Source organism: Candidatus Poriferisodalis sp. (assembly GCF_965208555.1).
GTDB lineage: Bacteria > Actinomycetota > Acidimicrobiia > Acidimicrobiales > Poriferisodalaceae > Poriferisodalis.
Genome location: NZ_OZ242342.1, coordinates 239,005 through 264,931, shown reverse-complemented (window position 1 = coordinate 264,931; position 25,927 = coordinate 239,005). Strand labels below are relative to the sequence as shown.

24 protein-coding genes are annotated in these 25,927 nt (G+C 66.4%); 8 read left to right on the top strand and 16 right to left on the bottom strand.

Annotated features, from left to right (window positions below):
- Positions 1-4: 4 nt before the first annotated feature.
- Genes ACOGXE_RS01520 through ribA form a run of 4 tightly spaced genes read right to left on the bottom strand, consistent with a single transcriptional unit; the run spans position 5 to position 3,755 of the window.
- Positions 5-640 carry an alpha/beta hydrolase gene (locus ACOGXE_RS01520; protein WP_419865045.1) on the bottom strand — a complete coding sequence of 212 codons (636 nt, stop codon included), beginning with the start codon at positions 638-640 and terminating at the stop codon, positions 5-7.
- Positions 641-676: 36 nt separating this feature from the next.
- On the bottom strand, positions 677-1,855 hold the full coding sequence (locus ACOGXE_RS01515; RefSeq protein WP_419932199.1) for a M20 family metallopeptidase: 1,179 nt from the start codon (positions 1,853-1,855) through the stop codon (positions 677-679).
- A 51-nt stretch (positions 1,856-1,906) separates the two neighbouring features.
- A complete protein-coding gene (locus ACOGXE_RS01510; RefSeq protein WP_419932198.1) occupies positions 1,907-3,094 on the bottom strand; it encodes an iron-containing alcohol dehydrogenase family protein in 1,188 nt (395 codons plus the stop codon).
- Positions 3,075-3,755 (bottom strand): GTP cyclohydrolase II, encoded by a 681-nt coding sequence (gene ribA, locus ACOGXE_RS01505; protein ID WP_419932197.1) that lies wholly within the window; start codon positions 3,753-3,755, stop codon positions 3,075-3,077. Before ribA ends, ACOGXE_RS01510 begins: the two co-directional genes overlap by 20 nt.
- 119 nt (positions 3,756-3,874) lie before the next feature.
- On the opposite strand from ribA, the gene ACOGXE_RS01500 reads away from it, so the two are divergent.
- Together ACOGXE_RS01500 and ACOGXE_RS01495 are read left to right on the top strand one after the other, a co-directional pair.
- Positions 3,875-4,663: an alpha/beta hydrolase gene (locus tag ACOGXE_RS01500; protein WP_419933460.1), complete on the top strand. Its 789-nt coding sequence runs from the start codon at positions 3,875-3,877 to the stop codon at positions 4,661-4,663.
- Between the two features lie 52 nt (positions 4,664-4,715).
- Complete coding sequence (locus ACOGXE_RS01495) at positions 4,716-5,159, top strand: Fur family transcriptional regulator (RefSeq protein ID WP_419865041.1); 444 nt, start codon at positions 4,716-4,718, stop codon at positions 5,157-5,159.
- Positions 5,160-5,488: 329 nt separating this feature from the next.
- On the opposite strand, the gene ACOGXE_RS01490 is transcribed toward ACOGXE_RS01495, so the two are convergent.
- From ACOGXE_RS01490 to ACOGXE_RS01480, 3 genes are read right to left on the bottom strand one after another with little or no spacing between them, the layout of a single operon-like run.
- Positions 5,489-6,268 carry an ABC transporter ATP-binding protein gene (locus tag ACOGXE_RS01490; RefSeq protein WP_419932196.1) on the bottom strand — a complete coding sequence of 260 codons (780 nt, stop codon included), beginning with the start codon at positions 6,266-6,268 and terminating at the stop codon, positions 5,489-5,491.
- Between the two features lie 7 nt (positions 6,269-6,275).
- Positions 6,276-7,277, bottom strand: a complete 1,002-nt coding sequence (locus ACOGXE_RS01485) for an ABC transporter substrate-binding protein (protein WP_419932195.1) — start codon at positions 7,275-7,277, stop codon at positions 6,276-6,278.
- Positions 7,278-7,308: 31 nt separating this feature from the next.
- Positions 7,309-8,388: a FecCD family ABC transporter permease gene (locus ACOGXE_RS01480; RefSeq protein WP_419932194.1), complete on the bottom strand. Its 1,080-nt coding sequence runs from the start codon at positions 8,386-8,388 to the stop codon at positions 7,309-7,311.
- A 118-nt stretch (positions 8,389-8,506) separates the two neighbouring features.
- Between ACOGXE_RS01480 and mog the strand changes: the two genes are divergently transcribed.
- The 3 genes from mog (at position 8,507) to ACOGXE_RS01465 (ending at position 11,138) form a co-directional block, all read left to right on the top strand.
- The gene (mog, locus tag ACOGXE_RS01475) at positions 8,507-9,091 is read left to right on the top strand and encodes a molybdopterin adenylyltransferase (RefSeq protein WP_419932193.1); all 585 of its coding nucleotides are present in this window, start codon (positions 8,507-8,509) and stop codon (positions 9,089-9,091) included.
- 95 nt (positions 9,092-9,186) lie between these two features.
- Entirely contained in the window at positions 9,187-9,978 is a 792-nt protein-coding gene (gene udp / locus ACOGXE_RS01470; RefSeq protein WP_419932192.1) for a uridine phosphorylase, read from the top strand.
- Positions 9,975-11,138 carry an enolase C-terminal domain-like protein gene (locus ACOGXE_RS01465; RefSeq protein ID WP_419932191.1) on the top strand — a complete coding sequence of 388 codons (1,164 nt, stop codon included), beginning with the start codon at positions 9,975-9,977 and terminating at the stop codon, positions 11,136-11,138. Before udp ends, ACOGXE_RS01465 begins: the two co-directional genes overlap by 4 nt.
- Positions 11,139-11,157: 19 nt before the next feature.
- Here ACOGXE_RS01465 and ACOGXE_RS01460 read toward each other — a convergent pair whose 3' ends face one another.
- The 9 genes from ACOGXE_RS01460 to ACOGXE_RS01420 all read right to left on the bottom strand — a co-directional run bounded on the left by ACOGXE_RS01460 (position 11,158) and on the right by ACOGXE_RS01420 (position 17,771).
- A complete protein-coding gene (locus ACOGXE_RS01460) occupies positions 11,158-11,943 on the bottom strand; it encodes a hypothetical protein (protein WP_419932190.1) in 786 nt (261 codons plus the stop codon).
- An 18-nt stretch (positions 11,944-11,961) separates the two neighbouring features.
- Positions 11,962-12,330 (bottom strand): hypothetical protein, encoded by a 369-nt coding sequence (locus tag ACOGXE_RS01455; RefSeq protein WP_419932189.1) that lies wholly within the window; start codon positions 12,328-12,330, stop codon positions 11,962-11,964.
- An 86-nt stretch (positions 12,331-12,416) separates the two neighbouring features.
- Positions 12,417-13,082: a maleylpyruvate isomerase N-terminal domain-containing protein gene (locus tag ACOGXE_RS01450; protein WP_419932188.1), complete on the bottom strand. Its 666-nt coding sequence runs from the start codon at positions 13,080-13,082 to the stop codon at positions 12,417-12,419.
- Between the two features lie 54 nt (positions 13,083-13,136).
- The gene (locus ACOGXE_RS01445) at positions 13,137-14,495 is read right to left on the bottom strand and encodes an LLM class flavin-dependent oxidoreductase (protein ID WP_419932187.1); all 1,359 of its coding nucleotides are present in this window, start codon (positions 14,493-14,495) and stop codon (positions 13,137-13,139) included.
- Between the two features lie 18 nt (positions 14,496-14,513).
- The gene (locus ACOGXE_RS01440) at positions 14,514-14,912 is read right to left on the bottom strand and encodes a twitching motility protein PilT (protein WP_419932186.1); all 399 of its coding nucleotides are present in this window, start codon (positions 14,910-14,912) and stop codon (positions 14,514-14,516) included.
- Positions 14,909-15,133 carry a hypothetical protein gene (locus tag ACOGXE_RS01435; RefSeq protein WP_419932185.1) on the bottom strand — a complete coding sequence of 75 codons (225 nt, stop codon included), beginning with the start codon at positions 15,131-15,133 and terminating at the stop codon, positions 14,909-14,911. Before ACOGXE_RS01435 ends, ACOGXE_RS01440 begins: the two co-directional genes overlap by 4 nt.
- Before the next feature lie 105 nt (positions 15,134-15,238).
- The gene (locus ACOGXE_RS01430) at positions 15,239-15,652 is read right to left on the bottom strand and encodes a DUF1330 domain-containing protein (protein WP_419932184.1); all 414 of its coding nucleotides are present in this window, start codon (positions 15,650-15,652) and stop codon (positions 15,239-15,241) included.
- A gap of 125 nt (positions 15,653-15,777) precedes the next feature.
- Positions 15,778-16,611 (bottom strand): aspartate dehydrogenase, encoded by an 834-nt coding sequence (locus ACOGXE_RS01425; protein WP_419932183.1) that lies wholly within the window; start codon positions 16,609-16,611, stop codon positions 15,778-15,780.
- Positions 16,608-17,771: an acyl-CoA dehydrogenase family protein gene (locus tag ACOGXE_RS01420; RefSeq protein WP_419932182.1), complete on the bottom strand. Its 1,164-nt coding sequence runs from the start codon at positions 17,769-17,771 to the stop codon at positions 16,608-16,610. Before ACOGXE_RS01420 ends, ACOGXE_RS01425 begins: the two co-directional genes overlap by 4 nt.
- A 294-nt stretch (positions 17,772-18,065) precedes the next feature.
- On the opposite strand from ACOGXE_RS01420, the gene ACOGXE_RS01415 reads away from it, so the two are divergent.
- From ACOGXE_RS01415 to ACOGXE_RS01405, 3 genes are all read left to right on the top strand, one after another.
- The gene (locus tag ACOGXE_RS01415) at positions 18,066-24,104 is read left to right on the top strand and encodes an alpha-2-macroglobulin family protein (RefSeq protein ID WP_419932181.1); all 6,039 of its coding nucleotides are present in this window, start codon (positions 18,066-18,068) and stop codon (positions 24,102-24,104) included.
- Between the two features lie 44 nt (positions 24,105-24,148).
- Entirely contained in the window at positions 24,149-24,901 is a 753-nt protein-coding gene (locus ACOGXE_RS01410; protein WP_419932180.1) for a maleylpyruvate isomerase family mycothiol-dependent enzyme, read from the top strand.
- A 95-nt stretch (positions 24,902-24,996) separates the two neighbouring features.
- Entirely contained in the window at positions 24,997-25,914 is a 918-nt protein-coding gene (locus ACOGXE_RS01405) for an isocitrate lyase/PEP mutase family protein (protein WP_419932179.1), read from the top strand.
- Positions 25,915-25,927: the final 13 nt, after the last annotated feature.

Below are 25,927 nucleotides of genomic sequence, written 5' to 3'. Positions count from 1 at the left end.
CAGCTCAGAGAACGCCGGCGAGCCACTCGCGGGCGTCGATCATCATCTCGATGGTCTGGCTGTGGGCCATGTCGTAGGCGTGGTGGCGCAGATCCCACCCGCCGTCGCCAAGGGCCGCGATCACCTCTTTGGGTTGCTCCTGGCCGATGAAGATGTCGCGGGTGCCCCACTGGAACAGTGCAGGCCGGCCGTCGCCGCCCGACAGATCGACGTCGAGACCCAGTGCGCTCGGAAGACCGCAGCAGATGGCCCACACGCCGGCGTAGCGCGGCGCACCAGGCCTCCCAACGAGCGCCAGCGACAGGTAACCGCCTTGGCTGAATCCGCCCACGATGCACCGCTCGAGTGGAACGCCTGCCTTGTCGGCCTCCTCGGCGATCAATGACTCGATCATCTCCAGTGACGGCATGAACTGTGAGAGATCCATTTCGAAGGTCTCAAGGTCGATCGACCACCAGCCCGCGCCATCGCCATCGGGCATGTCGATCGGGCCGCGCGGTGCGATCGCGGTGAAGCGCTCGTCTGGATCCACCAACGGCACGTACGACGCGAGGTGGTGCTGCTCGGCGGTATAGCCGTGCATGAGGAAGAGGAGACGGTCGGCGCCGTCGCGATCGATGCGGTACTGGGTCAATGGCATTGCCAGGCTCGCTCCTGTGGTGCTCGTTCGATGAACCTATGCGGCAGCCGTGAACGCGGCACGGATCTCTTCGCGAGTGTCCGCGCTGGCCAGGCAGTCGACCATGGTGAGCGCCAAGGTGAGCGCACCGTCGATAACTGCCTGGTCGCCTTCCTCGCGACCCGTGTACACCTCGAATTCCGGCGTGTGTATCGGGGTGCCCTCGGGGGCGACCTTGATCATCGGGTGGATGGACGGGACGGCGTAGCTGACGTTGCCCATGTCGGTCGATCCGACCACCATCGACCCTTCCTCTGAGGGCAACGGGTGACGCCCGACATCCATGGCGTTGCGCACGTAGACGTCGAGCAGGGGGTGGTTGTCGATCATGTCGTAGAAGGGCGGATCGATCCACTCGGCCTGCATCTCGCACCCAGAAGCGTCGGCGCCTCCCTGCAGGCAACGCTGCACCCGCTCCTTGAGCGTTTCGAGGCTCGCCATCTTGTGGCTGCGCACGTACCACTCGGCGGCAGCGCGCGACGGCACGATGTTGGGCTTGTCGCCCGCGTCGGTGAAGATGCCGTGGATCCGCTCGTCGGGCCGAATGTGCTGGCGCAGCGCGGCGACCGCGTTGTAGCCGAGTACCGCCGCATCGAGAGCGTTGCGGCCCCGGTGCGGTGAGGCAGCAGCGTGGGCCGCCTGGCCGTCATAGGTCACGTGCAGCTGCTGGATAGCGATCGCATGGAACGTGCGGAGGTCGCGATCGGCGGGATGCACCATCATCGCCAGATCGACATCGTCGAAGGCGCCGCGGCGGACCATGAACTCCTTGCCGCCGCCGCCCTCTTCGGCGGGCGTACCGAGGATGGCGACCCGTCCGCCGAGAGCCTTGGCAACCTTCGCCACCGCGATGCCGGCGCCGAGCCCTGCCGAGCCGATGATGTTGTGACCGCACGCATGGCCGATCCCCGGGAGTGCGTCGTACTCGCACAGCACAGCGACCGTCGGGCCGTCAGCTGTGCCGACGCGAGCATCGAACGCCGTCGGCATGTCGTACGCACCACGGGTCACGTCGATCCCGTTGTCTTCTAACACGCCGGTCAGGGCTTCGTGGGCGTGGTGCTCTTCGAAGTTGAGTTCGGGGTTGGCGTGGATCGTGTGCGAGAGATCCAGCAGCGCCGGCGTGAGGCGCTCGATCTCGGCACGAACGATGTTCTTGGCATCCGCGACGTCCATGACGGCGAGATTACCCAGCCTCTCCGAAGCGGGCCGATCGTGCTGGCTCACCTACATCGCCTGTTCGTACAGCGCATGGACTTCTTCCCGGCTCGGGTAGCGCGGCGTATTCAAGATGATGAGGTCGCGCAACGCGTCGGTGGTGAGCCCGTCGATGTCCTGCGTCTTGGCGCCGAGGTCACTGAGACTGCGGTCCGTTCCGACGGTCGCGGACAGCGTCTCGACCGCCTCGACGGCCGCCAGCGGGTCGCGGGCGACGCCGAGCGCTTGGCCCACGTCGGCGTAGCGATCGGAGACCGATTCGAGGTTGAAGCGCATGATGTGAGGGAGCATGGTGGCGAGCGTCTGCCCGTGGGCCGCGCCGAACGTGCCCGAGACGGGGTGACCGGTTGCGTGTACGAGCCCGAGCAGCGGGCCCGACGAGAATGCGCGGCCCGCGAGGTGGGACGCGATCTGCATTGACGCCCGGGCCTGCACATCGCTGCCGACGGCGACGGCCTGGGGGAGCCACTGCCCGGTGAGCCGGATGGCCTGCAGCGCGAGGCCGTCGGCATAGGGGTTCGACGCGGTGGACGTGTAGGCCTCGATGGCGTGCGTCAGCACATCCATGCCGCACACCGCAGTCGCACCCGACGGCAGCCCGACGGTCAAGAGGGGATCCAGCACGACAGCGCGCGGCCGAACGTCGGGATGGCTGAAGGTCAGCTTGCGATGGTCCTCTGTCCGGGTGATCAGGCCGCCGCCGTTGGTTTCCGACGCCGTGCCGGAGGTGGTGGGCACGGCGATCGTGGGCACGCACGGCGCACTGGCCCGAGCCGGGGGCGCCAGGGTTGCGAAGTCGATCCGGTCGGCGTCGTCGAGTTCGGGCGAGAAGGCAAGCGACGAGTCCTCGATGCCTGACGGGGCTGCCATAGCGATGTACTTGCCGCAGTCCATGACCGACCCGCCGCCGACGAGCACTATCACGACGTCCTCGGTGCCGAACCCTCGAAGCGACTCCACCCCGGCGGCGACGTTGGCATCGGTCGGATTGGGGTCGACGTCGTCGAAGACCGTCCACTCGAGGCCATCGGTTGTGAGCGCGTCGATCACCGTGTTGACAATGCCCGCGGCGCGCACGCCCGGGTCGCTCACCACGAAGGCACGGCTGCCGTGCGCCCGTACGTGCTGGGCGAGCTCGGCGACGCTGCCCTCACCCACGTGGGTGGACGGCATGGGTTCAAGCGTGTAGGTGCTCATCTGTCGGGAAACTCCTCTGCTGCTGTGACCACGCCGGGTCATGCCCGTTCGTGGTGGGAAGTTGATGGCCCAGTCGGCGGGCCTTGGTCTCGAGGTATCGGCGGTTGTAGAGGTTCGGCGCGACAGCGAGAGGCACGCGTTCCACGGTGATCCCGTTCTCGCGGAGGCTGTCTGCCTTGTGGGGGTTGTTTGTGAGCAGCTCGACGTCAGTGATGCCGAGGTCACGAAGGATCCAGGCCGCGGGTGCGTAGTCACGCTGATCGGCCTCGAAACCCAGCGTGGTGTTGGCGTCCACGGTGTCGAAGCCGGTGTCCTGGCACTGGTAGGCCCTGATCTTGTTGGCGAGCCCGATCCCGCGGCCCTCCTGATCGAGATAGAGGATCGCGCCGGCCCCTGAGGAGGTCACGTGTTGGATCGCGAGCTCGAGCTGCTGCCCGCAGTCGCACCGCAACGAGCCGAACACGTCGCCGGTGACGCACGAGGAGTGCATACGCACAGGCACCCTCCGACGCGAGTGCGGTTCGCCGAAGACCAAGGCCACGTGCTCGCCTGCGCCCGCTCCGGTGTAGGCGAAGATCGTGAACAGGCCGTGCTTCGTCGGGAGCTGGGCCTCGCCAACCCGTTCCAGGGTGTGCGGGGTTTCGTAGGGTGTCGTGCTCATGTGGGTGTGTTTCGACGATGGAAACCGGACCGGGACTCTAACCGGAATGAGAACGGTTCCTACGAGACTCAGCACGAAGGGCGCCGGTGTGCGGGGGTGCTAGAACCGCGCCCGTGCCGATGTTCGCTGGGTCAGAGGGATCGATTCACTACGAGCGATGGGTGCCCGAAGGCCCCGCGCTCCACATCGCGGTGGTGGTGCACGGCTACGCCGAGTACGCGGCACGCTATGGCCACCTGGCCGAGCGGCTGATGGCCGATGGCGCGGTGATCTACGGCGAGGACCACATGGGGCACGGTCGCAGCGACGGCGAGCGGGCGCTCATCACCGACTTCGAGCACGTGGTCGACGACCTGCGGACGCTCGTCGACATCGCGCAGGCCGAGCATCCTGGGTTGCCGGTGGTGATGATCGGGCACTCGATGGGCGGGCTGCTCACTTCGAGGTTTGCCCAGGAATACCCCGACGATGTCGCCGGCATCGTCCTGCTCGGCGCGGTGATCGGCGACTGGAATTGGGCCCGGGAGGTTCTGGCGCAGCCAGAGCTGCCTCCCGCCACGACCGACTTCTCGGGCATGTCCCGCGACACCGCCGCAGTCGAGGCCTACGCCACCGATCCGCTCATCTACCGGGGCCGGTACAAGCGGCCCTTGCTTGAAGCCGAGGTCGTCGCCCTGGACCGATTCCGGGCCCAAGTCAGCACTCTCACCATGGGGGTGCTGTTCTGCCACGGCACCGATGACCCCTTCGTCGACTACCGCACCTCGCTCGAGGCGGTGCAGTCGATGCCCAGCGAGGACAAAACCATCCGCCTCTACGAAGGCGCTCGCCACGAACTGGTGAATGAGACGAACCGAGACGAGGTGATCGATGAAATCGCCGCATTCGTTGGCCGGATCACCGTCTAGAGACGGCGTAGTGCATTCAAGCCGGCGCAACCGGCCTCGGTAGAATGTGCTGATGGGCGAGCGACTCGCCGAGACTCACGAATTGGTGTCGGCCCGCCTGAATGACGCCGGGCAGCTCTACACCAAGGGTCGGCGAGAACTCGTGGAGCTGCTCGTGCGCGCCGCTCGGCCGGCGACTATCCCCGAGATGCTCGAGCTCCGGCCTCGCCTTACTCAGAGCTCGCTGTACCGCAACATGGCCGACCTCGAAAGCGTGGGCATCGTCCGGCGTGTTGTCGGGATCGATGACCCGACTCGTTACGAGTTCTCCGAGGACATCATCGGCCGTCATCACCACACCATCTGCACCGTGTGCGGCATGGTTGACGACTTCTTCATGCCCGCTGCGGACGAACGCAGCCTCGAGACATCACTCGGCAAGGCGCTGGACACCAGCGGGTTCCAGCCGAGCACCCACCGGCTCGACGTCTTCGGAATCTGCCCCGACTGCACTTGACTTGCGGATGAAGACCTTCGACTGAAGGACCGGAGGCGGCGGCTGCGAGGCACCTTCGACAAGCCACTTGCACAGTGCATCAGTGAGCAGGGCGTCGTTGATGCCACCGAGCCACACCGATGACCCGTCGCCGCGGCGGACAACCACGACGTTGGAGTAGGCGCACTCGTCCACGCAGTCCACCACGCGAGTTCGAGCGACGGCCGAGACAGCGGCGGTCTGCCGATCGTGGTCGGTCTCGGGGTGCTTCCGCTCGGTGCCGCAGCAGCAACCGCGGCAGATCTGGACACGTATGGAGGCAGGGGAAGCCCAGCCGTTCGGCGCGGTGTTCATCGCTTGCTGCCGATCACAGCATGCGGGCCGAACGCGAGGTAGGAGTGCTGCCCGTCCGCAAGTCGTCGCACCTCGATGCCGTAGACGGGTTCGAGCACCTCGCTTCGCAGGACATCCTCGGGACGGCCCTGATGCACGACCCTGCCGTGATCGAGGAGGGCGAGGTGATCGCAGTAGCGGCTGGCGAGGTTGAGGTCGTGGAGCACCACGATGGTGTCGTTCTGGAGCTGCCGTACCAGCGTGAGCACCTCGTGCTGGTAGCGGACATCGAGATGGTTGGTGGGTTCGTCGAGCAGGATCACCGGGCTCTGTTGCGCGATGCACCGGGCGATCATCACCCGCTGGCGCTCCCCGCCGGACAGCTCGTGGAGCTTTCGCTCGGCGAAGCCCGACATGTCCACCAGCTCCAGTCCTTCGAGAGCGATTTTGCGATCGTCGTCGGTGAAGCCCTGATGGTCGCCGCGATGAACGTGGCGGCCGAGCAGCACGAATTCGCCGACCGTGATGTCGACGCCGTCGGCAGCGGCGTCTTGGGTCACCACTGCGATGGCGCGTGCGACTGCGCGTTGCGGCAGCGACTCGATCGCCTTGTCGTCGATGAGAATGGCGCCTCGGTGTGGGCGGAGCATCCCGTACAGGCACCGCAGCAACGATGACTTGCCGCTGCCATTGGGCCCGATGAGGCCGACCACCTGTCCGGGACGCGTACTGAGCTGCGCCCCGGACAGGACATCGTTCGCGCCGAGACGCAGGTCGATGCCGGTGGCCGCAATCATGGAGTCGTCACTCGGTGATCTGGTCGCTGAGCACTGACAGGCCCTCGACCACGAGCGGTGTCGGAGGTTCGGCCCAGTTGAACAGCAGCGGGTAGACCGCACCGTCGGCCACAGCGGTGATGCTGCTGGCGCCCCGCAGCTCGGTGACGAGCGCGCTGATCTCGTCGGGAGTGAGCCCGAAGTCGTCATAGAGCAGGATCAAGATCTCGGGGTCGCGACCGATGACCTCTTCGATCGAGACCTCGGGCACTCGCTCGCTGAGCTCGGCGAAGACATTGGTCATTCCCAGGGCCTCCATCAGCGGGTGCACCATGCCGAGCGAGGAGTAGGCGTAGATGGCGCTGCCGTCGGAAGTGACGTAGAGCGCGGCAGCGGTCTTCCCTTCGGCAACCGGCGCATCTGCCGCCGCGGCCACCGCAGCCTCCAGCGCGGCGGCGTTCGCGTTGGCCACCTCGGTCGTGCCGAAGAGCTGCCCGTACAGGCGGACCTCGCCCAGGATGCTCTCGAACGATGGAAGCGGCGGATTGTCACAGAACGGAGGCATCACATAGAGCTGGATGCCGACATCGCCCAGCGTGTCGTGGGTGAGCGTGGCGGTGTCGTAACCGATGACGATGTCGGGGTCGTGAGCAATGATCTCCTCGACCGAAATCTCGACCCCGCCGGTCGAAGTGGCCTCGGCCACCAATGCTGGGATGGCTTCGAGGACGTCCAGCTCCTCGGCGGTGTAGTACTCCTCGGGGAAGTCCTCGATGCGGGCGATCACTCGGTCCATGGCACCTGCGGCGAACAGCAGCGACGGCGCGGCGGCCTCCATCAACATCACCCGCTCGGGCGCGGCGTCGAGGGTGAACTCCCTGTCGCAGTTGGTGAAGGTCAGCGGGAAGCTGTCGCCTTGGGCGGCTGCGGTGGGGGAGTCATCGCCTCCTCCACACGCTGAGGCCACAAGGGCAACGACGAGCACCAATGCGACCGTTCGAAGCCTGAATGCCGACAGGTTCGTATTCATGAAATTCCCTTTCTGGCGAGCACGGTTGCGCTCAGTTGTTGTGATTGAGCTTGCGGACGAGCGCGACGAGCACCGGCGCGCCGAGCACGCCGGTGACCACGCCGATGGGCAGCTCGCGGGGCTGCAACGCCAGGCGAGCAACAACGTCAGCCCAGACGAGCATGAGGGCACCGAGCGCCGCGGATGCGGGGATCAGGTGGCGGTGGATCGGGCCGATGATCCGCCGCGCGATATGCGGTGCTGCGAGGCCGACGAAGCCGATGCCGCCCGACAGCGACACGGCGAAACCGACGCACAGCGCGACCACGACCACAAGCAGCAGCCGGGTGCGCCCAGGGTCGACCCCGCTCGCCATCGCCGTCTCGTCACCGAGTGCCAGCAGATCGAGTCGCCGGCGCCACCAGAACACCAGGACCATGCCGGTGCCCATGCCGAGGTAGCCGATGGGCAGCGTCGACCAGTCGGCATTCGCCAGCGACCCGAGCAGCCAGAACATCACTGCCCGAGCACCTTCGGCACTCTCGGCGAAGAGGATCATCAGGCTGGTCATGGCGCTCAGCAGGTAGCTGACGGCGACTCCTGCCACGAGCATCCGTGACGGGGTGATCTGCCCTGTAGAGCGGGCGAGCGCCAAAACGAGCGCAAGTGCGCCGAGAGCGCCGAAGAACGCCATCAGCGACACCGATTGGGTGCCCAGCCAGGCGCCGACACCGAACAGGATCGCCGCGGCGGCACCAGTGGATGCCCCCGAGCTCACGCCGAGGATGTACGGCTCTGCGAGCGGATTGCGGACCAGGGCCTGGAGCGTCACGCCCACGACCCCGAGCGTCGAACCCACGATCGCGCCGAGCAGCACTCGGGGCAGGCGCACTTCCCAGATGATCGCGTCGTCAGTTCTCGCCCAGCTCTCTGCATCGAGCAGGCCGAGCGTGTGGTGGGCGATGATCCGCAGGACCGTCGTGGGTGCCACACCGACCGGACCGAGCCCGATGGCGACCACCACCGACGCGAGCGCTATCAGCGCAAGGCCGACAAGGGTGGACCGGCGACTCGGGTCCCACGCGGCGCGGGACGGAGTCTGGGCACGTTCGCCGGCTTCCACAAGCAGCACGGCGGCAATATAACAGGAATGAGTCTTATTCCTATCTCACTTCGGAAACGGTCTCGTCCTTGGTTCGGCCGTCCTTTGGGAATAGCACTCATTCCCAACCGAGCGGTACCGTTTCGGCGTGACCAGCACCTCCGATGGAACGCAGAACCTCTCGACGCACGCGCTGATCGGCATCGTGACGGTTTCGGACAGGGCCAGTCGCGGCGACTACGAAGACCGGGGAGGACCGGCGATTCGTGCCTATCTCGAGCGGGTGCTGGCCTCGGAATGGTCTGCGCAGGCTGCGCTCGTTCCCGACGAGCAGGACCAGGTGGCCCAGGCGATCCGGGAGCTGGCCGCAGCAGGGTGCTGTCTCATCCTCACCACTGGCGGCACGGGCCCGGCACTACGCGACGTCACCCCCGAGGCCACCGAGGCAGCCTGCTCCAAGATGTTGCACGGCTTCGGGGAAGCGATGCGCACCGCATCGCTGAAGGCAGTGCCGACTGCGATCCTGTCGCGTCAGACTGCCGGCATCTGCGACGGCGCCCTGGTGATCAACCTGCCAGGTCAGCCCAAGGCAATCGCAGAGTGCCTCGACGCGGTGTGCGCCGCAGTCCCGTACTGCATCGACCTCATCGGCGGGCCCTACATCTCGACCAATACCGAACATATCGATGCTTTCCGGCCGGCATCAGCCGTCCGCCCAGTCGCAGTCGACTAACTGCAGAGATCGCCGGCAGCGAGTCGTGTCGGCGGGGATCGGTTGCCGGCACGGCGACGGCGGTGTCGTGTGCGGCCGAGAAATAGGGTCGGGTGATGGGTGACGAGCGGGTGATGCACCTAGGCGTGACCGCGACCGATCTGGGCGGAGCCACGCTTGCGATCGTGCCGGGCGATCCCGCGCGGGTGGCGAGGATTGCCGAGACGATGGACGAGCCGGCGCACCTGGCCTCGGTGAGGGAATTCACGACCCATCGAGCGTCGATCGACGGCCAGCCGGTGGTGGTCTGCTCGACTGGTGTCGGCGGGCCGTCGACCTCGGTCGCGGTCGAGGAGCTGGCCCAGCTCGGCGTGCGGACGTTCCTGCGGGTGGGCACCACGGGTTCGATCCAGCCTGATCTGCTGATCGGTGACTTGGTCATCACCCAGGCGGCGGTGCGCCTCGACGGTGCGAGCCGGCATTTCGCTCCGCTGGAGTACCCGGCCGTTTCCTCGTACGAGTGCACCCGTGCCCTAGTCGATGCAGCGGTCGCACTCGACGCCCCCCATCAGGTGGGGATCACGGCGTCGAGCGACACCTTCTACCCCGGCCAGGAGCGCTACGACACGGTGGCCGGGGATGTCGTCGGCTGGCTGCGGGGCAGCCTGGCCGAGTGGCGTCGGATCGGCGTGCTCAACTACGAAATGGAGTCGGCCACCCTGTTCACGATGTGCGCGGCCAACGGCTGGCGGGCCGGGTGCGTCGCCGGAGTAATCGCCCAACGCACCGAGTCGGAGTCCGTGGTCGACGAGGCCCGCATCGCCGCCACCGAGGAGCGTGCTGTCGGCGTGGTCGTTGAAGCCGCCCGCCGCCTGCTTCAACACAATGCCCACCGAGGTGAACCATGAGCAAGATCAACCGCATCGTCGTTCAGGCCTACACGTACCAACTCTGCGACGTCGGTCCGACGATCTGGACGTACTTGCCTGGGGCGGAGACGAGCGTCTCGAAGTTCGTGGTGACGATCGAAACCGACGATGGTCACACGGGCAGCTACGCACCTCACTACGGCGCAACCGAGCACGCAATGGCGCAGGTCTGCGACATGGCGCCGCTGTTGATCGGCAGAGACCCAGAGCAGCGCGAACAGATCTTCGAACTCCTCAAAATCCAGTTCCGGCACTTCGACAAGGTCGGCGTCGCAGCACTCGACACCGCCCTGTGGGACCTCGCCGGCAAGAAGTACACCGCCTCCATCAGCCAGTTGCTGGGCGGGTACCGGGAGCGGTTGCCGACGTACGCGAGCACGACGCCGGGCCAACAGACACCCGGAGGCCTGGACAGCATCGAGAAATACGCAGACTTCGCGGAGGAATGCCAGCAGCGCGGCTTGCCGGCGTACAAGATCCACGGCTTCTTCGACGGTAGCGTGGCCAACGAGATCGGCATTATGACAGCGGTTCGCGATCGTGTCGGGTCCTCGATGAAGCTAATGACCGACCCCGCATCGTCACTGGAGTCATTCATGGATGCCGTGGAGGTCGGTAGGGCGTGCGACGACTTGGGATTCCTCTGGTACGAAGACCCCTACCGCGATGCCTCGTCTAGCGCCGCCGCTCACCAGCGCCTGCGAGAGTTCATCCGCACGCCGATGCTCATTGCCGAGCACATCCGAGGATTCGAGCAGAAGGCCGACTTCGTGCTGGCTCGCGGCACCGACATCATGCACGTCGATCCCGAGTTGGACGGCGGCATCACCGGCACGATGAAGCTGGCCCACTTCTGCGACGCCATCGGCATGGAGGTGCAGCTCCACACGGCCGGCCCGATGCACCGGCACTGCATGTCGGCCATTCCCAACACGCTGTTCTACGAGCTCGGCCTGGTCAATCCCGACACGTCGCAGAACTGCCTGCAGCCGCCGATCTACGCCGACGGTTATGGCGATGGCCTCGACGACGTGGGTGCCGATGGATGCGTCGCCGTACCCACCGGCCCGGGGCTGGGCGTGGAATACGACTGGGACAAGATCAACGCTTGGGAAACGGCAAGGCGTACGTTCGAGTAACTCTGCCCGCCTCTTCGTCTCAGCGACTCGCCTGTTGGGGGTGGGGCTTTGGGGGCTCGGTGCCGAGGCTTCGCCCGCCAGGCTCGGGCGAGCGGCCAGCGGGAACGTGTTGGAACTCGCGGTTCACCCTGCGGACAGCCGGAGCGATGGCTACGGCGTAGCCGATCAGAGCTAGGAGGACTCGGCGAGCTGGCAGGAGCACGAAGCAGATGGCCCACGCCGCGGCGAACCCAATGAGTCGTGGTTTCATCGCGGACACGCGAGCGGATGGCTTGTCGTCGGGTCGGCCGAGTGGGAACCGCTTCGGCTTGATGAACCATCCATGGGCAAACAGCTGAGCCACGAAATACGGCCAGAAGGCCTCTGGAGCGTCGAGCGGCGGATCGGTATCCCAGTCGGCGTCGGTGTCGCTGACTAGCCCGTCTTGGATCCGAGACCACATATGCGAGGCGGTGACTCGACCGGAGGCACCACCGCGATTCTGATGAGTGGGGCGGCAGTGCCACCTGTACAGCACTCGATGGTCTTGGGTGAGGGCCAGAATCCCAGCTTGGAAGATGCCGTTCGGGTGCGAAGACCAGTGCCGCTCCAATATTGCGCTGTCGCCGACGTAGAGATCGAACTGACCATTCTCACGGCAGTCTCCGAGAATCTCATGGTGCGGGTCGCCTACCGCCTGATACTCCAGCTCCCATGTGTTCTGTGCTTCGCTCGCGAGACTCTGGGGCTCGCTGGTGACGGCGAAGATCTCGCCTCCAGCAGCCCGGATCTCCTCGACGACTCCCGACTTGCCAAAGCCGCGCAACTCGCGGCGGCATGGAGGTCACCACAAGCCGCGGTAGAACACCAAAACGACAAACTTGTGCTTGTCGAGCTGGGCGTTGAGCCACCCGGTGCGTACCCCGATCGGCGGGTCGAGCAGCGGCGGGATCAGCGGATCGTCAGCGTCGGCGGCCGACACCCGAAAGCCGTCGGCCGATCGTTCGACCACCACCTGCTCACGGGCACAGACGTCGCCGTCGCACAGCACCAAGCCCAGCTCGAAGGACCCTTCGCGCGCTTGTGCCACGGTGTCTTCGGCGTCGATGACTCCGGTGATCTCGTAGTGCGACGCTTGCGTTGCGTTGATCCACTCGAGAGCAGCCTCCGAAGCAGCCTGCAGCTCCTTGGGGGGTGCTTCGCTCACCTTCATGGGTTGCAGTGTTTCACTCGTCAACGCAGGACCCAAACTGTGGGCCGGTTTTCCCGTGACCCTAGATCGGTGCGGCCTGCAGCGGACTAGAAGACCGGGAAGACTGCCGCGTCGCCTGAGCGTTCTGCCCGGGTGAGGGCATAGAGGACGCCCCAGTCGCCGTTGCGGTCTCGGGCGATGTTCATGCAGATCTCGATGATGATGGCGGCGCCCTCGGGGTCGGTGGCCGGGCGGGGCTGATCGGTGCTGACGGCGAGGTCATCGAGATGCAGGAGCACCTCGATCAGCCGGGTGCGGCAGAAGTCGTCGAGGGTGAGCAACCGGCCGCCCAATGCGGCGACGAGGCGGTCGGCGGGTTCGGCGGCCAGCCGTGTTTCGAGGTCGGCAGCCAGCTGACGGCACTTGTGCACGGTGGCTTCGTGGCCGATGGCCGATTCGGCAGCGGAGACGTCCTTGATCTGGTCGTGGATGGGGGAGTCGACTGCTGCATGAAAGTAGGTGACCGAGGTGAGTAGGTCGCCGTCGGGACGCCGGTCGGGCGGAGTGCGGTCGAGGTAGGCGATGGCGGCGCCGGCCGCACGCACGAGATGGGCGGCGAGCGCGCCGACCGTCATGCCCTCGAGGGCGGAGGGCTGGTCCCATCGCTCCGCCGTGGCGGGCGTGGCGATGAGTTCGGCTGCTTGGCTGACGGCTTCGACGACCAGAGCCCGAACACGGACCGATTCGCTGGGCAGGTCGGTGGCGGTCGTCATGGGATGATCTCGGTTCTTCTCATGGATGGCTGGTCGGCGTTCGTGTCGCTCAGGTCAGCGGGGGCGGGGATAGGTGGGGTGCAGGTGGCGCTGGCCGGCGCCGAAGAAATTCTCCCGGAAGGTAGTGCCCTCATAGCTGGTGCGGAATCGGCCTCGCCGCTGAAGCTCGGGCACCAGCCAGTCGACCACTTGGATGAGACCCCACGGGACCGGCGCTGTCGTCACGTTGAACCCGTCGACGCCGGTGGTCTCCATGAACGCCTCCATCTGGTCGGCAACCGTGGCCGGCGAACCCACGAATCCCAACCCGCCGGCGGTGTCTGAGAGCCGCCGGGCGACATCACCGACGGTCCAAGCCCTGTCGGGGTCTTCCAGCTTCCAGCGCTCGACCTGAGTTCGGATCGCGTTCGCCTCGATGTCGTCGATCGGCGTATCTGGCGGGTGGCCGCCCAGGTCGATTCCCGTCCAGCCGCCGTAGAGCGCCAGATAGCCGTCGACGGAGAACAGCCGTGACCACTCGTCGCGCATGGCCCGGGCTTCGGCGTCGGTCTCTGCGACCACCACCCGTGCTACCTGCAGAGCTCTGATCTGGGAGGGATCGCGCCCAGCCGCAGCGGCACGCTCGCGCAGCGACCTCACCACGGCGGCACCCCGCTCGTTGCCCGGCACCTGCATGAAGACAACCTCGCCGGTGTTGGCTGCGAACTCGACACCGCGCGTCGAGTTGCCCGCCTGGTACAGCACTGGCGTGCGCTGAGGGGAAGGCTCGACCATGTGCGGGCCTTCGACCGTGAACCACTCGCCGGAATGATTGATCTCGTGCACTCTCGCCGGATCGGTATGAGTGTCGGCCTCGGTATCGAGAACGATGGCGCCCTCTTCCCAGCTCTGCTCCCACAGCTTCACGCAGACATCGACGTACTCGTCGGCCCGGTCGTAGCGAGCGTCGTGCGCCAGGATCTCGCCGAGCCCTTGACGCTCGGCATCGGCCAGGTACGAGGTGACGATGTTCCAGCCGACACGGCCTCCGGTGAGGTGGTCGAGCGTCGAGAACAGCCGGGCTGTGTGGTACGGGGCGTGGTGGCTGGTCGAGAAGGTCACTGCGAAGCCGAGGTGCTCGGTGCACGCTGCCAGTGCCGGGATCAGCAGGGTGGGGTCGATGCCGGGAATCTGAACCGCGCCACGCAGCGCAGCCTCGCGGCTCGCCCCGTACACGTCATAGGTGCCCAGCACGTCGGCGAAGAAGATCCCGTCGAAGCAGCCCCGCTCGAGGGTGCGCACGAGGTCCTGCCACCAGCTCAGGGTCCGGTAGCCCCACGACGTCTCATCGGCGGGGTGCTTCCACATCCCCTTGATCTGATGATTCGGGGATGCCTGGATGAAGGCGCTCAGATGCATCTGGCCCTGGTCCATCGGTTGCCGTGCCTCGATCTAGACATGCTCGATCTGGATCTTCGCGCCGAGGGTGTCGGCAAGGTGAGCGATGTCATTCGGATCGGAGGTGAAGACCACGGCGTCGGAGGAGCGGGCGAGCGTGCTGGCTGTCAATGCGACGGATGCGTCGATCACGTCGACGGTTCCGGCACGCCCGCACAGCAAGCCGGCGGCGCGAGCCATCACGCCGTCGAGCGGGACTTCGTCGCAGTGACGCAGTGCCCGCGACAGCAGGGCTTGACGGCTCCCATGGCGCCATGCTTGAGCGACCGCACCGGTGGGCACTTGAATCAGCCTGCGCTCGTCGGCGGCGACGCGCAGCACTGCCCACATCTGTCGATCGTTGCGATCGAGCGCAATCAGCGCTCCCGTGTCGAGAACGAGTGGGGCGGTCACGCCTCTATGCGGGCACGGGCGGCAGCGAGCTCGTCTTCAGAGAACGAACCGTGTTCGGCTTCCCATGCGGACAGCACGTCGCGAAGCCCTCGGCTGGCGAGTCGACGACGTGCTGCGTCGGCGATCCACGAAGACACGTTCTGGGCGTCTGCTTCTGCGGCTTCACGCACGGCCTCAGCGAGCTCGGTTTGGAGCGAGACGGTCACTCGTTCGGTCGCCATGGGATGATCATACAATTTCATACAGCACCCCGTCCGCGCAGCGTCGCCACGGAACGTAGCTGTCCCGAGCCACTTCGCCGTATGACTTTTTGGAGGCCGGCGGCCTCAAACGTTGGCCACCGCCGGTCGGGTCGTCAGCAGGTCCTGGCAGAGCAGGCCAGCGTCTCGATGGCGGTGCATCTCGGGGTAATCCGCATGATTGAGCGTGGCGATGAAAGCCGCCCGGTTGGGGAAGTACATGATCAGCACGGCATCCCAGTCGCCCTGCCCGATGAAATAGCGCTCGCCGTGTCCATAGAGCAGGCAGGTTCCGCCGACCTCGGCCGCTGCAGCCCGGAAGGCATCGACGTAGCGCTGGTAGGCGGCGGCGCCGGGTTCGTCGTTGGCGTGCTCGGGTTCGTCTGGCCCGTAGACGGCCTTGACTCGATACTTCAGCAGGTTGACCTGAGCGATGGGACCGTCATAGGGATCATCGCGGAAGGCACGGAACTGGTCGGCGGTGGGCTGCATTGCAGGCATGGCACCTCGATTGTGGATTCACGAAGTCTGGAACGGCTGCCAAATGCGTAACACCTCGACGCGTGCACCGCTGCTCTCGTCGGCGACGGCGGGCGCCTACCTGATTGCCATCTGCCAGCGGCATTTCAGATCACGATCGCACTCGTCCGATTCTGAATAGCACGGACCAAGCTGAGCGCTGCCATTGCCGACGTCTTGGGGTTGGCCGGCAAGGGGTTGTTGCTGATGGTGACGTCGAGGTCACCGAAGGCACCGTGGGCCGTGATCCGGTGACAGTTCGCCGTTGCAGCCGGATCGGCGACAAGGGTGATCTTCGTCTGATCGGGTCCCACTCCCGCGAGAGCCGTGGTCATGGCCACGTTGGCGTTCTTCGGGAACTTCGTCGCCGTCTCAGCTGCGTTTGCACTGAAGAACTCGTAGGGCTTGTCGAGCTTGTCGAGGTTGCAGAGCGTCTCGGCGGGGGTACCGAGCCAGGCGGGAGGGGGTTTCGAGATCCGGTGTTCGACTGTCTCGAGTCCCAGGCTGCGGGCTGCAGCGAGCGCCTCGACGCCAGCGAGCGCGCCGGGTTGGATGTGGATCTGGGCTCCCTGCCCAATGGCGATGCTCCGCAGGGACGTCAGAACGTCGGCGTCGGCAAGGGCCGAGACCGACGAGACGATGAAATCAGCACCGCACTCGAGGGCGGCAGGTCCCCATTCGGCGACGCTCTCGCGGCCAGCCGCTTCGGCAACCACCTGAGGAGCGATGTCCGTCAGCTCGCCGGGATCAGTGATGAGCCGCGCAGTCTCCGGCGGGTCGACGAGATCGGATCGGCCGCGAGTAGCAACCGCCACGATCTCGACGGGCGCACCCGTGAGCAGACCGGCCGCGGTGCGGGCGATCGCCCCCCAGCCGACGAAAGCGAGCCGCAGTGACTTACGCCCAGCCGTCCCAGCCCTGCCCGGTTTCGCACGCGTCACACCAGGAACCTGCTGGTGGGCTGGTCGAGCAGGAGGCGTCCGTAGTCGGCGTAGCGGATCTCTCGATCGAAGATCAGGTGATTGGATCCGGTCGTGATGTCGCGCAGCGCTCGCTGAATGGGGTTGTCCAGCCGGCTGCCGCTGGCACCGGTGACCGAGCAGATGTCCCTCACGGAATCACGGCACATGTACACGGCGTGGGTCAGGCGCGAGAGCCAGATGCTGCGAGTCTCGAAGGATGCGCTGTTGCGTTGTGCCATCACATCGGCCAGCACGTCGCGGAACATGAGTTCGGCTGCGTCGATCGACAGCGCCGCCCGTGCGGCGATCGCCGGCTTGCCCTGATCCCGTTCGGGGCCGCCGACACCGATCTCATTCGCCGCGATCTTGGCTTTGGTCTGCGAGCGGTATTCCTCCAGTGCCATCTGGGCCGCACCGAGCATGGGGAGCCCGGCAGCGAAACCGAGCACGGGAATGAGCGGCGTGCGATACAACTCTCCTGGGTGAACCCGGGTGGACTCGCCGGCTGCGTTCATCAACCCGACCATCGAGACGACCCGATCGGCGGGTACGAAGACGTCCTCGACGCGGATGTCCCACGAGCCGGTGCCGCACAGGCCCATCACGTACCAGGTGTCGACGGGCTCGACGTCGCCGGGCGGCACGGCGAAGAAGTTCGGCAGGACTCGCCCGTCGCCCTCGTCGACCATCGCTCCCACCAGCACCCAGTCGGCATGGATGATGCCTGTGCCCCATTGCCACTGACCGTCAAGCCGATAGCCGCCTTCGACGGCGGTCGCCCTGCCGCCCCCGGCGTTCAGCGTGGCAGGGGCCAGGATGAACTGACGCTCGGCGAAGACCTCCTTCTGGAAGCTCTCCGGATAGCCGCACATCCAGAAGTTGTGCTCGATGTAGAACGAGATCAGCCAGCCCATCGAGGCGTCAGCGCGAGACAGCGTGAGCGTCACCTCGAAGAAGGTGTCGAGGTCGGCTTCGTGGCCGCCATAGGCCTTCGGAACCATGAGCGCGAACAGCCCGCTGTCGCGGACGGCGTCGATCACCCTGTCGAGAGGGCGCCGGGCCAGCTCCGCCTCGCGAGCGGTCTCGCGCAGCAGCGGAGCGAGCTCGTTCGCAGCGCTGATCAGTTCCGCAGAGCTCATCGGGGGGTTGGACATATTGCGCTCCGGCGGCTCGGCTCAACCCTGCGAGATCGAACGGAACGCCTCGTCGTCGCTCGCCGGGTCGACGCCGGTCACCGTAGCTGGGTTCGCTTGCATGATCGCTGTGATGCGACCGCGGAGCCACTTCGACTCCTCCCGCAGTCCTGACAGACTGCAGGCAGCATGCTTGCTCAGTGCTCTGAGTGCCGAGGAAGGCGGCGGGTGCCGCCTTGGGGCGGTTCACCGGCTCGGGCCGGCCTCGACTGCCGCCCGCGACGGATGGGTTGCCTCACCATGCGCGGGTATCTGAGGCGCTGCCTCGTTGCCGGAATCGTCATGGTGCTGTTGGCCAGTGCTTGCGCGGGCGACGGCGACGCGGGCGAGAACGGCCGGTCCGCCGGCACGCCTGTGCCTGTGGTGAGCGACGGGGACGACCCTTCTGGCACCACGCTGACGGATCGCGACGGGGATGAACGGTCTGGCAGCACGCCGGTAACCGTTCGGGGGGATTCGGCCGGGGGCTTCAGCGCTCCGGGGCGGGGCACATCGCTGACCGTTCGCCTGAGCGAGGGCGAAGCGATCGGCAGCCAGAGCCTGCCGGCAGCGAGGCGCGCCGACAGCGTTGAGCTGGATGCTGCCCAAGTCAGCGCGGTGATCGACCGGCTTCCGCCGTGGGACGACGACGAGAGCGACGCCGTCGACTTCCGTCGTCCGGCCGAGACGCTGCCGCCGCCCCGCGTCGGCGAGACCATTGATCGGCCGTTCCCGGCTGGGTCGGATCTCGACACACCTGGCGTCGACGCCGGGCCGCTCGAGGTGTTGCGCGTGCAGCCTGAGGGCCACGTGGGAATCGCCCCGTTCGTCAGCATCACCTTCAATCAGCCCATGGTGCCGCTGGCCACGGTCAGCCAGATCGACAGCATCGACGTTCCGGTCACCATCACACCCCCGCTGCCGGGGCGGTGGCAGTGGATCGGCACCCGCACGCTGCGTTTCGAGCACGATCCCGACGTACTCGATCGCCTGCCCATGGCGACGTCGTATGCGGTCGAAGCTCCCGCAGGCACGACATCGCAAGCCGGCGGCGAACTGGCCGAGGCGGTTCGCTTCGAGTTCGAGACACCCGCGCCCGGCATGCTGTGGCTCGTCCCCCAGCACGACTCGCTCGATCTGCAACCGGTCTTTCTCGTCGCATTCGATCAGCGCATCGATCCTGGCGCGGCGCTCGGGGCCATCGCGCTGTCGGCCGACGGCGAACGGCAGCAGATCCGCCTCGCCACTGCCGCCGAGATCGACGGCGATGAGTACATCAGGTCCCTGAGAGGGCAAGCGCTCGATGACACATGGGTCGCGTTCCGCCCGACGGCGCCGCTTGAGCCCGACTCACACATCAGGATCGAGGTCGGTCCGCACCTGCCGTCAGCCGAGGGCCCCAACACCACACCCGACTCGTCGATCGCGGAGGGACGCACGTATGCGCCGCTGCGGCTGGAGGGCGACAACTGCGCCTTGTACGGGTGCCGACCGGGAAGTGCGCTCGTCGCTTGGTTCAACAATGCACTGGATGCCGAGACGCTCGATGCTGCCGATATCACCATCATGCCCGCACTGCCGGGTGCCACGGTCTCGGTGCACGACAGCGCCGTCATCATCGCCGGTCCGACCGTGGGCGGCACCGCGTACGAGGTACTGCTTCCCCCGGCGCTAGGCGACGTGTTCGGTCAGACGCTGGGAGCGCCTGAGACCGTCGAATTCCACGTCGACGAAGCCAGACCCGCCCTCGGCTTCGCGGGGGGACTGCTGGCCACCGTGGATCCGCTCGGAGCGCACCAGACGATTCCCGTGATGGTGCGTCAATGGGAGCAGCTGCGGGTGCGCCTCTATGACGTGGAGCCCAGCGACTACGGATCGTTCCTGGACTTTGTGTCTGACTGGCGATGGGGTCGGGACACGAATGAGATCGCTGTGCCGTGGCCGCTGGCAGTCGACGAGATCGTCGATACCGGCATCGACCACGACGGGCTCGTGGAGATTCCCATCGATCTCTCCGGCGCTCTCAACGGCCAGCACGGGCATGTGGTGATGATTGTCAGCGGTGCCGGTGAACTCGCAGGCAGCGAGCGCCGGCATTCGACGATGGCGTGGGTGCAAGACACCGACATCGGCCTCGACGTGATCACCGATGGTCGCGATGCGGCAGTGTGGACCACGGACTTGCGCTCCGGCAACCCACTCGCCGGCGTGAACGTCGCGTTCGAGGGCCGGGCCAGGGAGTTCACCACCGATGGTCACGGCCTTGCGCGCGCCTCGCTCAACCACGGCGCGCATCGGTGGGCCGTCGCCTCGATCGGTGCCGACCGGGCCATCAACACCGCGAGCATCCAGGCGTGGCCGCAGAACGATCAACTCATCTGGTACATCGCGGACGACCGCGGCATCTATCGCCCCGGCGAGACGGTGCACCTGAAGGGCTGGGTGCGAAATCTCGATCTGAGCGGCGACGGCCGCCTCGAGTTCCTCCCTCGCGGGGGGCTGGTCGCCTACAACGCCTCCGGTCCGTTCGGTAACGATCTCGGCAATGGCGAGATCCGCCTGGACGAGCACGGAGGGTTTGATCTCACCGTCGAACTGGCGGAGGAGGCAAACCTCGGCTGGGCCAGCATCGTGCTGAGGTACCTGGGCAGCTCCGAAGATGGCCGGCACCATCATGCGTTTCAGGTCCAGGAATTCCGCCGTCCCGAGTTCGAAGTAGATGCACGACTCGCATCATCGGGCCCCCATCTCGTCGGCGAGCATGCGGTGACAGCGGTCGACGCCACGTATTTCTCCGGCGGACCGCTTCCCGACGCCGAGGTCACCTGGACGGTCACCAGCCGCCAGGGCTCCTACTCACCGCCCAACTGGAACGGGTTCACCTTCGGTGTCTGGCATCCCTGGTGGCACTTCGGGCACTTCGACGAGCCGTGGGTCGAACCGGAGCGCAAGATCTACCTGGGCACGACCGACGCCAGCGGCAGCCACTACCTGCGCATCGACTTTGAGGGCGACGGCGACCAGCTTCCCGTCGCAGTGACCGCCGAAGCGCAGGTGACTGACGTGAATCGCCAGCGATGGGCGTCGGCAGTCAACGTCTTGGTGCATCCTGCCAGCCTCTATGTCGGCATTCGTTCCCCTCGCACGTTCGTGAGGGCCGGAGACGGGCTTGACATCAGTGCTGTGGTGACCGATATCGACGGCAACGCGGTGGCGGGGCGACCATTCGAGATCACCGCGGCGCGCATCGCCCACCGTTACGTCGACGGCCAGTGGACCGAGGTGCATCAGGACGCTGAGACCTGCGAGGCCATGTCGCAGCAGACGCCGGTCGAATGCGAGTTCGCGGCAGACACTGGCGGCCGCTACCGCATCTGGGCCAGTGTCGTCGACGACGCGGGGCGATCCAGCCGCAGCGAGTTGACCCGCTGGGTTGCGGGCGGGAGCAGCGGCGCCCCGAGCCGAGGCGTCGATCTCGAGGTCGCCAACCTGGTTCCCGACGCCGAGACGTACGCCGCGGGCGACACGGCAGAGATCCTCGTCGACTCGCCCTTCGCAACGGCTACCGGTCTGCTGACGATCGTCCACAATCAGATCATCGAGCTCCGCACATTCGAGATCGTTGACCATGCAGCGGTGCTCGAAGTGCCGATCACCGACGACCATGTTCCCCAGCTTGCGGTGCAGGTCGAGATCGTCTCGGTCACCGAGCGAACCGCCGCCGACGGCACACGCTTGGGCGGCGCACCCCCTCGCCCCGCCTATGCCACGGGGCGAGCCCTGCTGCGCGTCCCGCCCATGTTGCGGACGCTTGACGTCGCTGTCGAGCCCGATTCGGCGGTGGTCAAGCCTGGCGCCGCCACGAGCATCGCAGTGCAGGTCAGCGGCCCCGGGGGTACTCCCGTGGAGGGAGCCAACGTGCTGCTCATCGTGGTGGACGAGGCGGTGCTGGCTCTGTCGGGCTACGAGCTGCTCGACCCCATCGACGTCTTCTATCGCCCCCGGACTGCGCACGTGCGTATCGCGCGAAGCAGAGACAGCATCCTGCTCGAGAGCCCGCCAGAACTCCTGCGCTTGATCGAGGACGAAGAGATGGCGGACGATGCGGTGGCCGCGGAGTCGGTTGACGACGATTCCGGTGGGTACGGCGGATCCGGCGCGGCTGGGCTTGCCATTGACGTCCGCGAGAACCTCGACGCGCTGGCGCTGTTTGACCCCGAGGTGACCACCGATGCCGCGGGCCGGATGACCGTCGATTTCGAGCTTCCGGACAACCTCACGCGCTACCGGGTGATGGCGGTGGCGGTCGACGGTGTCGAGCGATTCGGCACCGCCGAATCTGCCATCACAGCCCGATTGCCCCTTGGGGTGCGGCCCTCCGCACCTAGGTTCTTCAACTACGGAGACGAGTTCGAGCTGCCGATCGTCGTTCAGAACCAGACCGACTCGGCGATGACGGTGGATGTGGTGGTGCAGACCTCCAACCTCGAGCTGGTCGGGTCGCCAGGTCGGCGGGTCACGGTGCCTGCGAACGACCGGGTGGAAGTCCGGTTCCCGGCACGGACGGTCTCGCCAGGCACCGCTCGCTTCCGGGCGGCGGCGGTGTCGGGCGACCATGCCGACGCGCAGATCGTCGCCCTGCCCGTGTACACGCCGGCCACCGCTGAGGCATTCGCCACCTATGGCGTGATCGACCAGGGCGCAATCATCCAGTCGATATCTGCGCCGCGAGAGGTGATTCCCCAGTTCGGCGGGCTCGAGATCAACACTTCATCGACCGCGCTCCAAGCCTTGACCGACGCGGTGCTGTATCTCGCCGACTACCGCTACCCCAGCTCCGATGCCTACGCCAGCCGCATCAAGGCCATCTCCGCGCTGCGCGACGTGCTCGGCGCTTTCGAGGCCGAGGGCCTCGCCAGCCCCGACGAGCTCGATGCCACGGTACGCCGTGACATCGCCGAGCTGTCGACTCTCCAGAACAACGACGGGGGATTCGGATGGTGGTCGCGCTACCGCCCCTCGAGCCCTTACCAGTCGATTCAGGCGATGCATGCGCTGACCATTGCCCGCACCGCGGGATTCACGGTGTCCGATCGCGTCATGTCCAACGGGAATTGGTATCTGCGGAGCATCGAAGATCGGATCCCCACCGATTACAGCCAGCGAAGCAAGGACGCGCTGCTGGCCTACGCGCTCCACGTGCGATCGTTGGGCGGCGACCGGGACGTCGAGGCAGCGCTCGCGCTGTGGCAGCGCCGGGGCACGGATCTCGAATCGGATGCCCTTGCCTGGATCTGGCCGGTCGTCGGCGACGATGCCGCGGAGGCGGACATCGAGCGGGTACTCAACAACCGCGTCGTCGAGACTGCGGGGGCAGCAGCGTTCGTCACGGACTACGGCGAAGACGCATACCTTCTGCTGCATTCCAACCGTCGCACCGATGCCATCGTGCTTGATGCTCTGATCACGATGGCGCCCGAATCGGATCTCGTCGCCAAGGTCGTGGCCGGACTGCTGGCCAATCGGGTGAAGGGTCGCTGGCGCAACATCCAAGAGAACTCGTTCATTCTGCTGGCGCTGAATCGCTACTTCGCCGTCTTCGAGGCGGACGATCCCGACTTTGTCGCACGGGTGTGGCTCGGTGAGCTCTACGCCGCAGAGCACCAGTTCTCCGGGCGCAGCACCGATCGCGCCCTCACGCTGGTCCCGATGACGGAGTTGCTGGCAGCAGGCGACACCAATCTCGTCGTCCACAAGGACGGCGAAGGCCGCCTCTACTACCGGCTCGGTCTTCGCTACGCCCCCGACGACCTCAACCTCGATCCGGCGGACCGGGGTTTCGTGGTGCAGCGCGGCTACGCGGCAGTCGACGACCCCGGCGACGTGTGGCGCGACGACGACGGTGTCTGGAATGTGCTGGCCGGGGCTCAGGTGAGGGTCACGGTGACCATAGTCAACGACAGCCGACGCACCAACATGGCGCTGGTCGATCCCCTGCCTGCGGGCTTCGAGCCGCTCAACCCGGCGCTGGCGGTGACCGGCGATGTCGACTCCCGTGGCGGCGGGGCCGCCGATTCATGGTGGAGGCGGACGTGGTACAGCCACCAGAATCTTCGCGACGATCGTGCGGAGGCCTTCTCGTCGTACCTGTGGGCGGGCACTCATGAGTACAGCTACGTCGTCCGGGCGACTACCCCCGGCACCTACATCGTGCCCTCAGCCAAGGCCGAGGAGATCTACGCCCCCGAAGTGTTCGGCCGTTCCGGGACTGACATCGTCGTGGTTCGGCACCAACGGTGAGCGCGCACACTACGAGTGACGGATGCGAACGCGGGGAATGGACGATGCTTGATCATTCCGAACGGGTCGCTGCCGCCCGCTCGGCCATCGACTACATCTGCGGCCGCAGCAACGCCGAGCAGGCAGTGCCGGTGCCGAACTGCCCGGGCTGGACGGTCTACAACGCGGCGTCGCACATCGGCCGGGTGTCCATCGCGTGGGAAGAGATGATGACCTCGGTGCCGGAGGATCCCGAGTCTCGGGCACGCGGTTACGAGCGCGCCGGCCGCAAGCCGACCGGAACCCCTCCGGCAGAACTCGCAGCGTGGGCGCATTCGGCCATCGATCAACTCACCGGTGATCTCGATCGGCGCTGCTACTTCTCGATGACCGGAGGCGAAGGCAATCCGCGGCTGTGGGCCTGGCACGCAGCCTCCGAGCTCGGCATGCACCGGCTTGACGTCGAGGCGGCGCTGGATCACGAGCACTCGATGACGCCGGCGCAGGCGCTCGACGCCGCCCACTACACGTGCCAGTTCTTCCTGCAAGCGATGCGCCGCGTCCTCGAACGAGATCCCGGCGGGCTCACCGCCCGGCTCGTCGATGCCGACGGCGAAGTCGGCAGCGTGACCATCGAGCCGCTGCCCGAGTCCGAGTCGCCTGCATCAGTGGTGATTGAAGGACCACCGGTCCAGGTGCTGCTCGGTCTGTGGGGCCGGCCGCACTCAGGTGTCGAAGTCACCGACGGCGACCCCGCGGTCTGGCAGCAGTGGCGAGCCCTGCCCAGCGAGGCCTTCCAGTTCGGCACCTGGGACTGACGGCTGCGCTTGCACAGTTCGCACTTCTGGCACTCCTGACAGACTGCAACCGGCATGTTTGCGATGCGCCATGAGCGCCAAGGAGTCGACGCACGGTGACGCTGTTCCCGCACCGCGGCGATGCAGCCGCTCGTCTCCGGGAGTTCCTGCTCTCAGCATCGGAGTCGAAGTCGATCGTCCAGGCACCCGGCTGCTTCGACGGGTTGTCGGCCCGGCTGCTGGAGCAAGCCGGGTTCGAGGCCGGATTCCTCGGCGGGTTCTCGGTGGCAGCGGCGAGGCTCGGCCTGCCCGACGTCGGTCTGCTCAGCTACGGCGAGATGGTGGACCAGGCCCGCAGCGTGTGCGCGGCAACCTCGCTGCCGATCATCGGCGACGGCGACACCGGCTACGGCAACCCGATCAACGCCGAGCGGACGTTGCTGGGTTATGCGCAAGCGGGTCTGGCGTGCGTGATGATCGAGGACCAGGTATGGCCGAAGCGCTGCGGCCATACGGCGGGAAAAGAAGTGGTGGACCGCAGCGAGGCGGTGCAACGGATCCGGGCGTGTGTGCGCACCCGCACCGAGCATGGTCTCGACATTCTCGTCATGGCGCGCACCGATGCGGTCGCGACCCACGGATTGGACGAGGCCTTGTGGCGTGCAGAAGCCTTCGCAGAAGCAGGCGCCGACGTCACCTTCGTGGAGGCACTGGAGACCCCCGAACAGATGGAGCGCTACTGCGCTGAAGTGGCCGGCCACAAGACCGTCAACCTCGTCGAGGACGGCAAGACACCGTGGCTGAGCCCAACATCGCTCGCCGAGATCGGATACTCCCTCGTGATCTATCCGGTGTCGCTGCTGCTAGCCGGCATCACGGCAATGGGTGGTGCTGCAGACAAACTCGCATCCGGCGGCGGCGCCGGCGGTCCGCGGGCAACATTCGACGACGCCCGGAATCTCGTCGGCTGGGCCGATTACGAGGAACGCATGCGAACCCTGAGTGCCGAGGACCTCTCTGACCACAGCGACTGAGGGGTCAACAAAC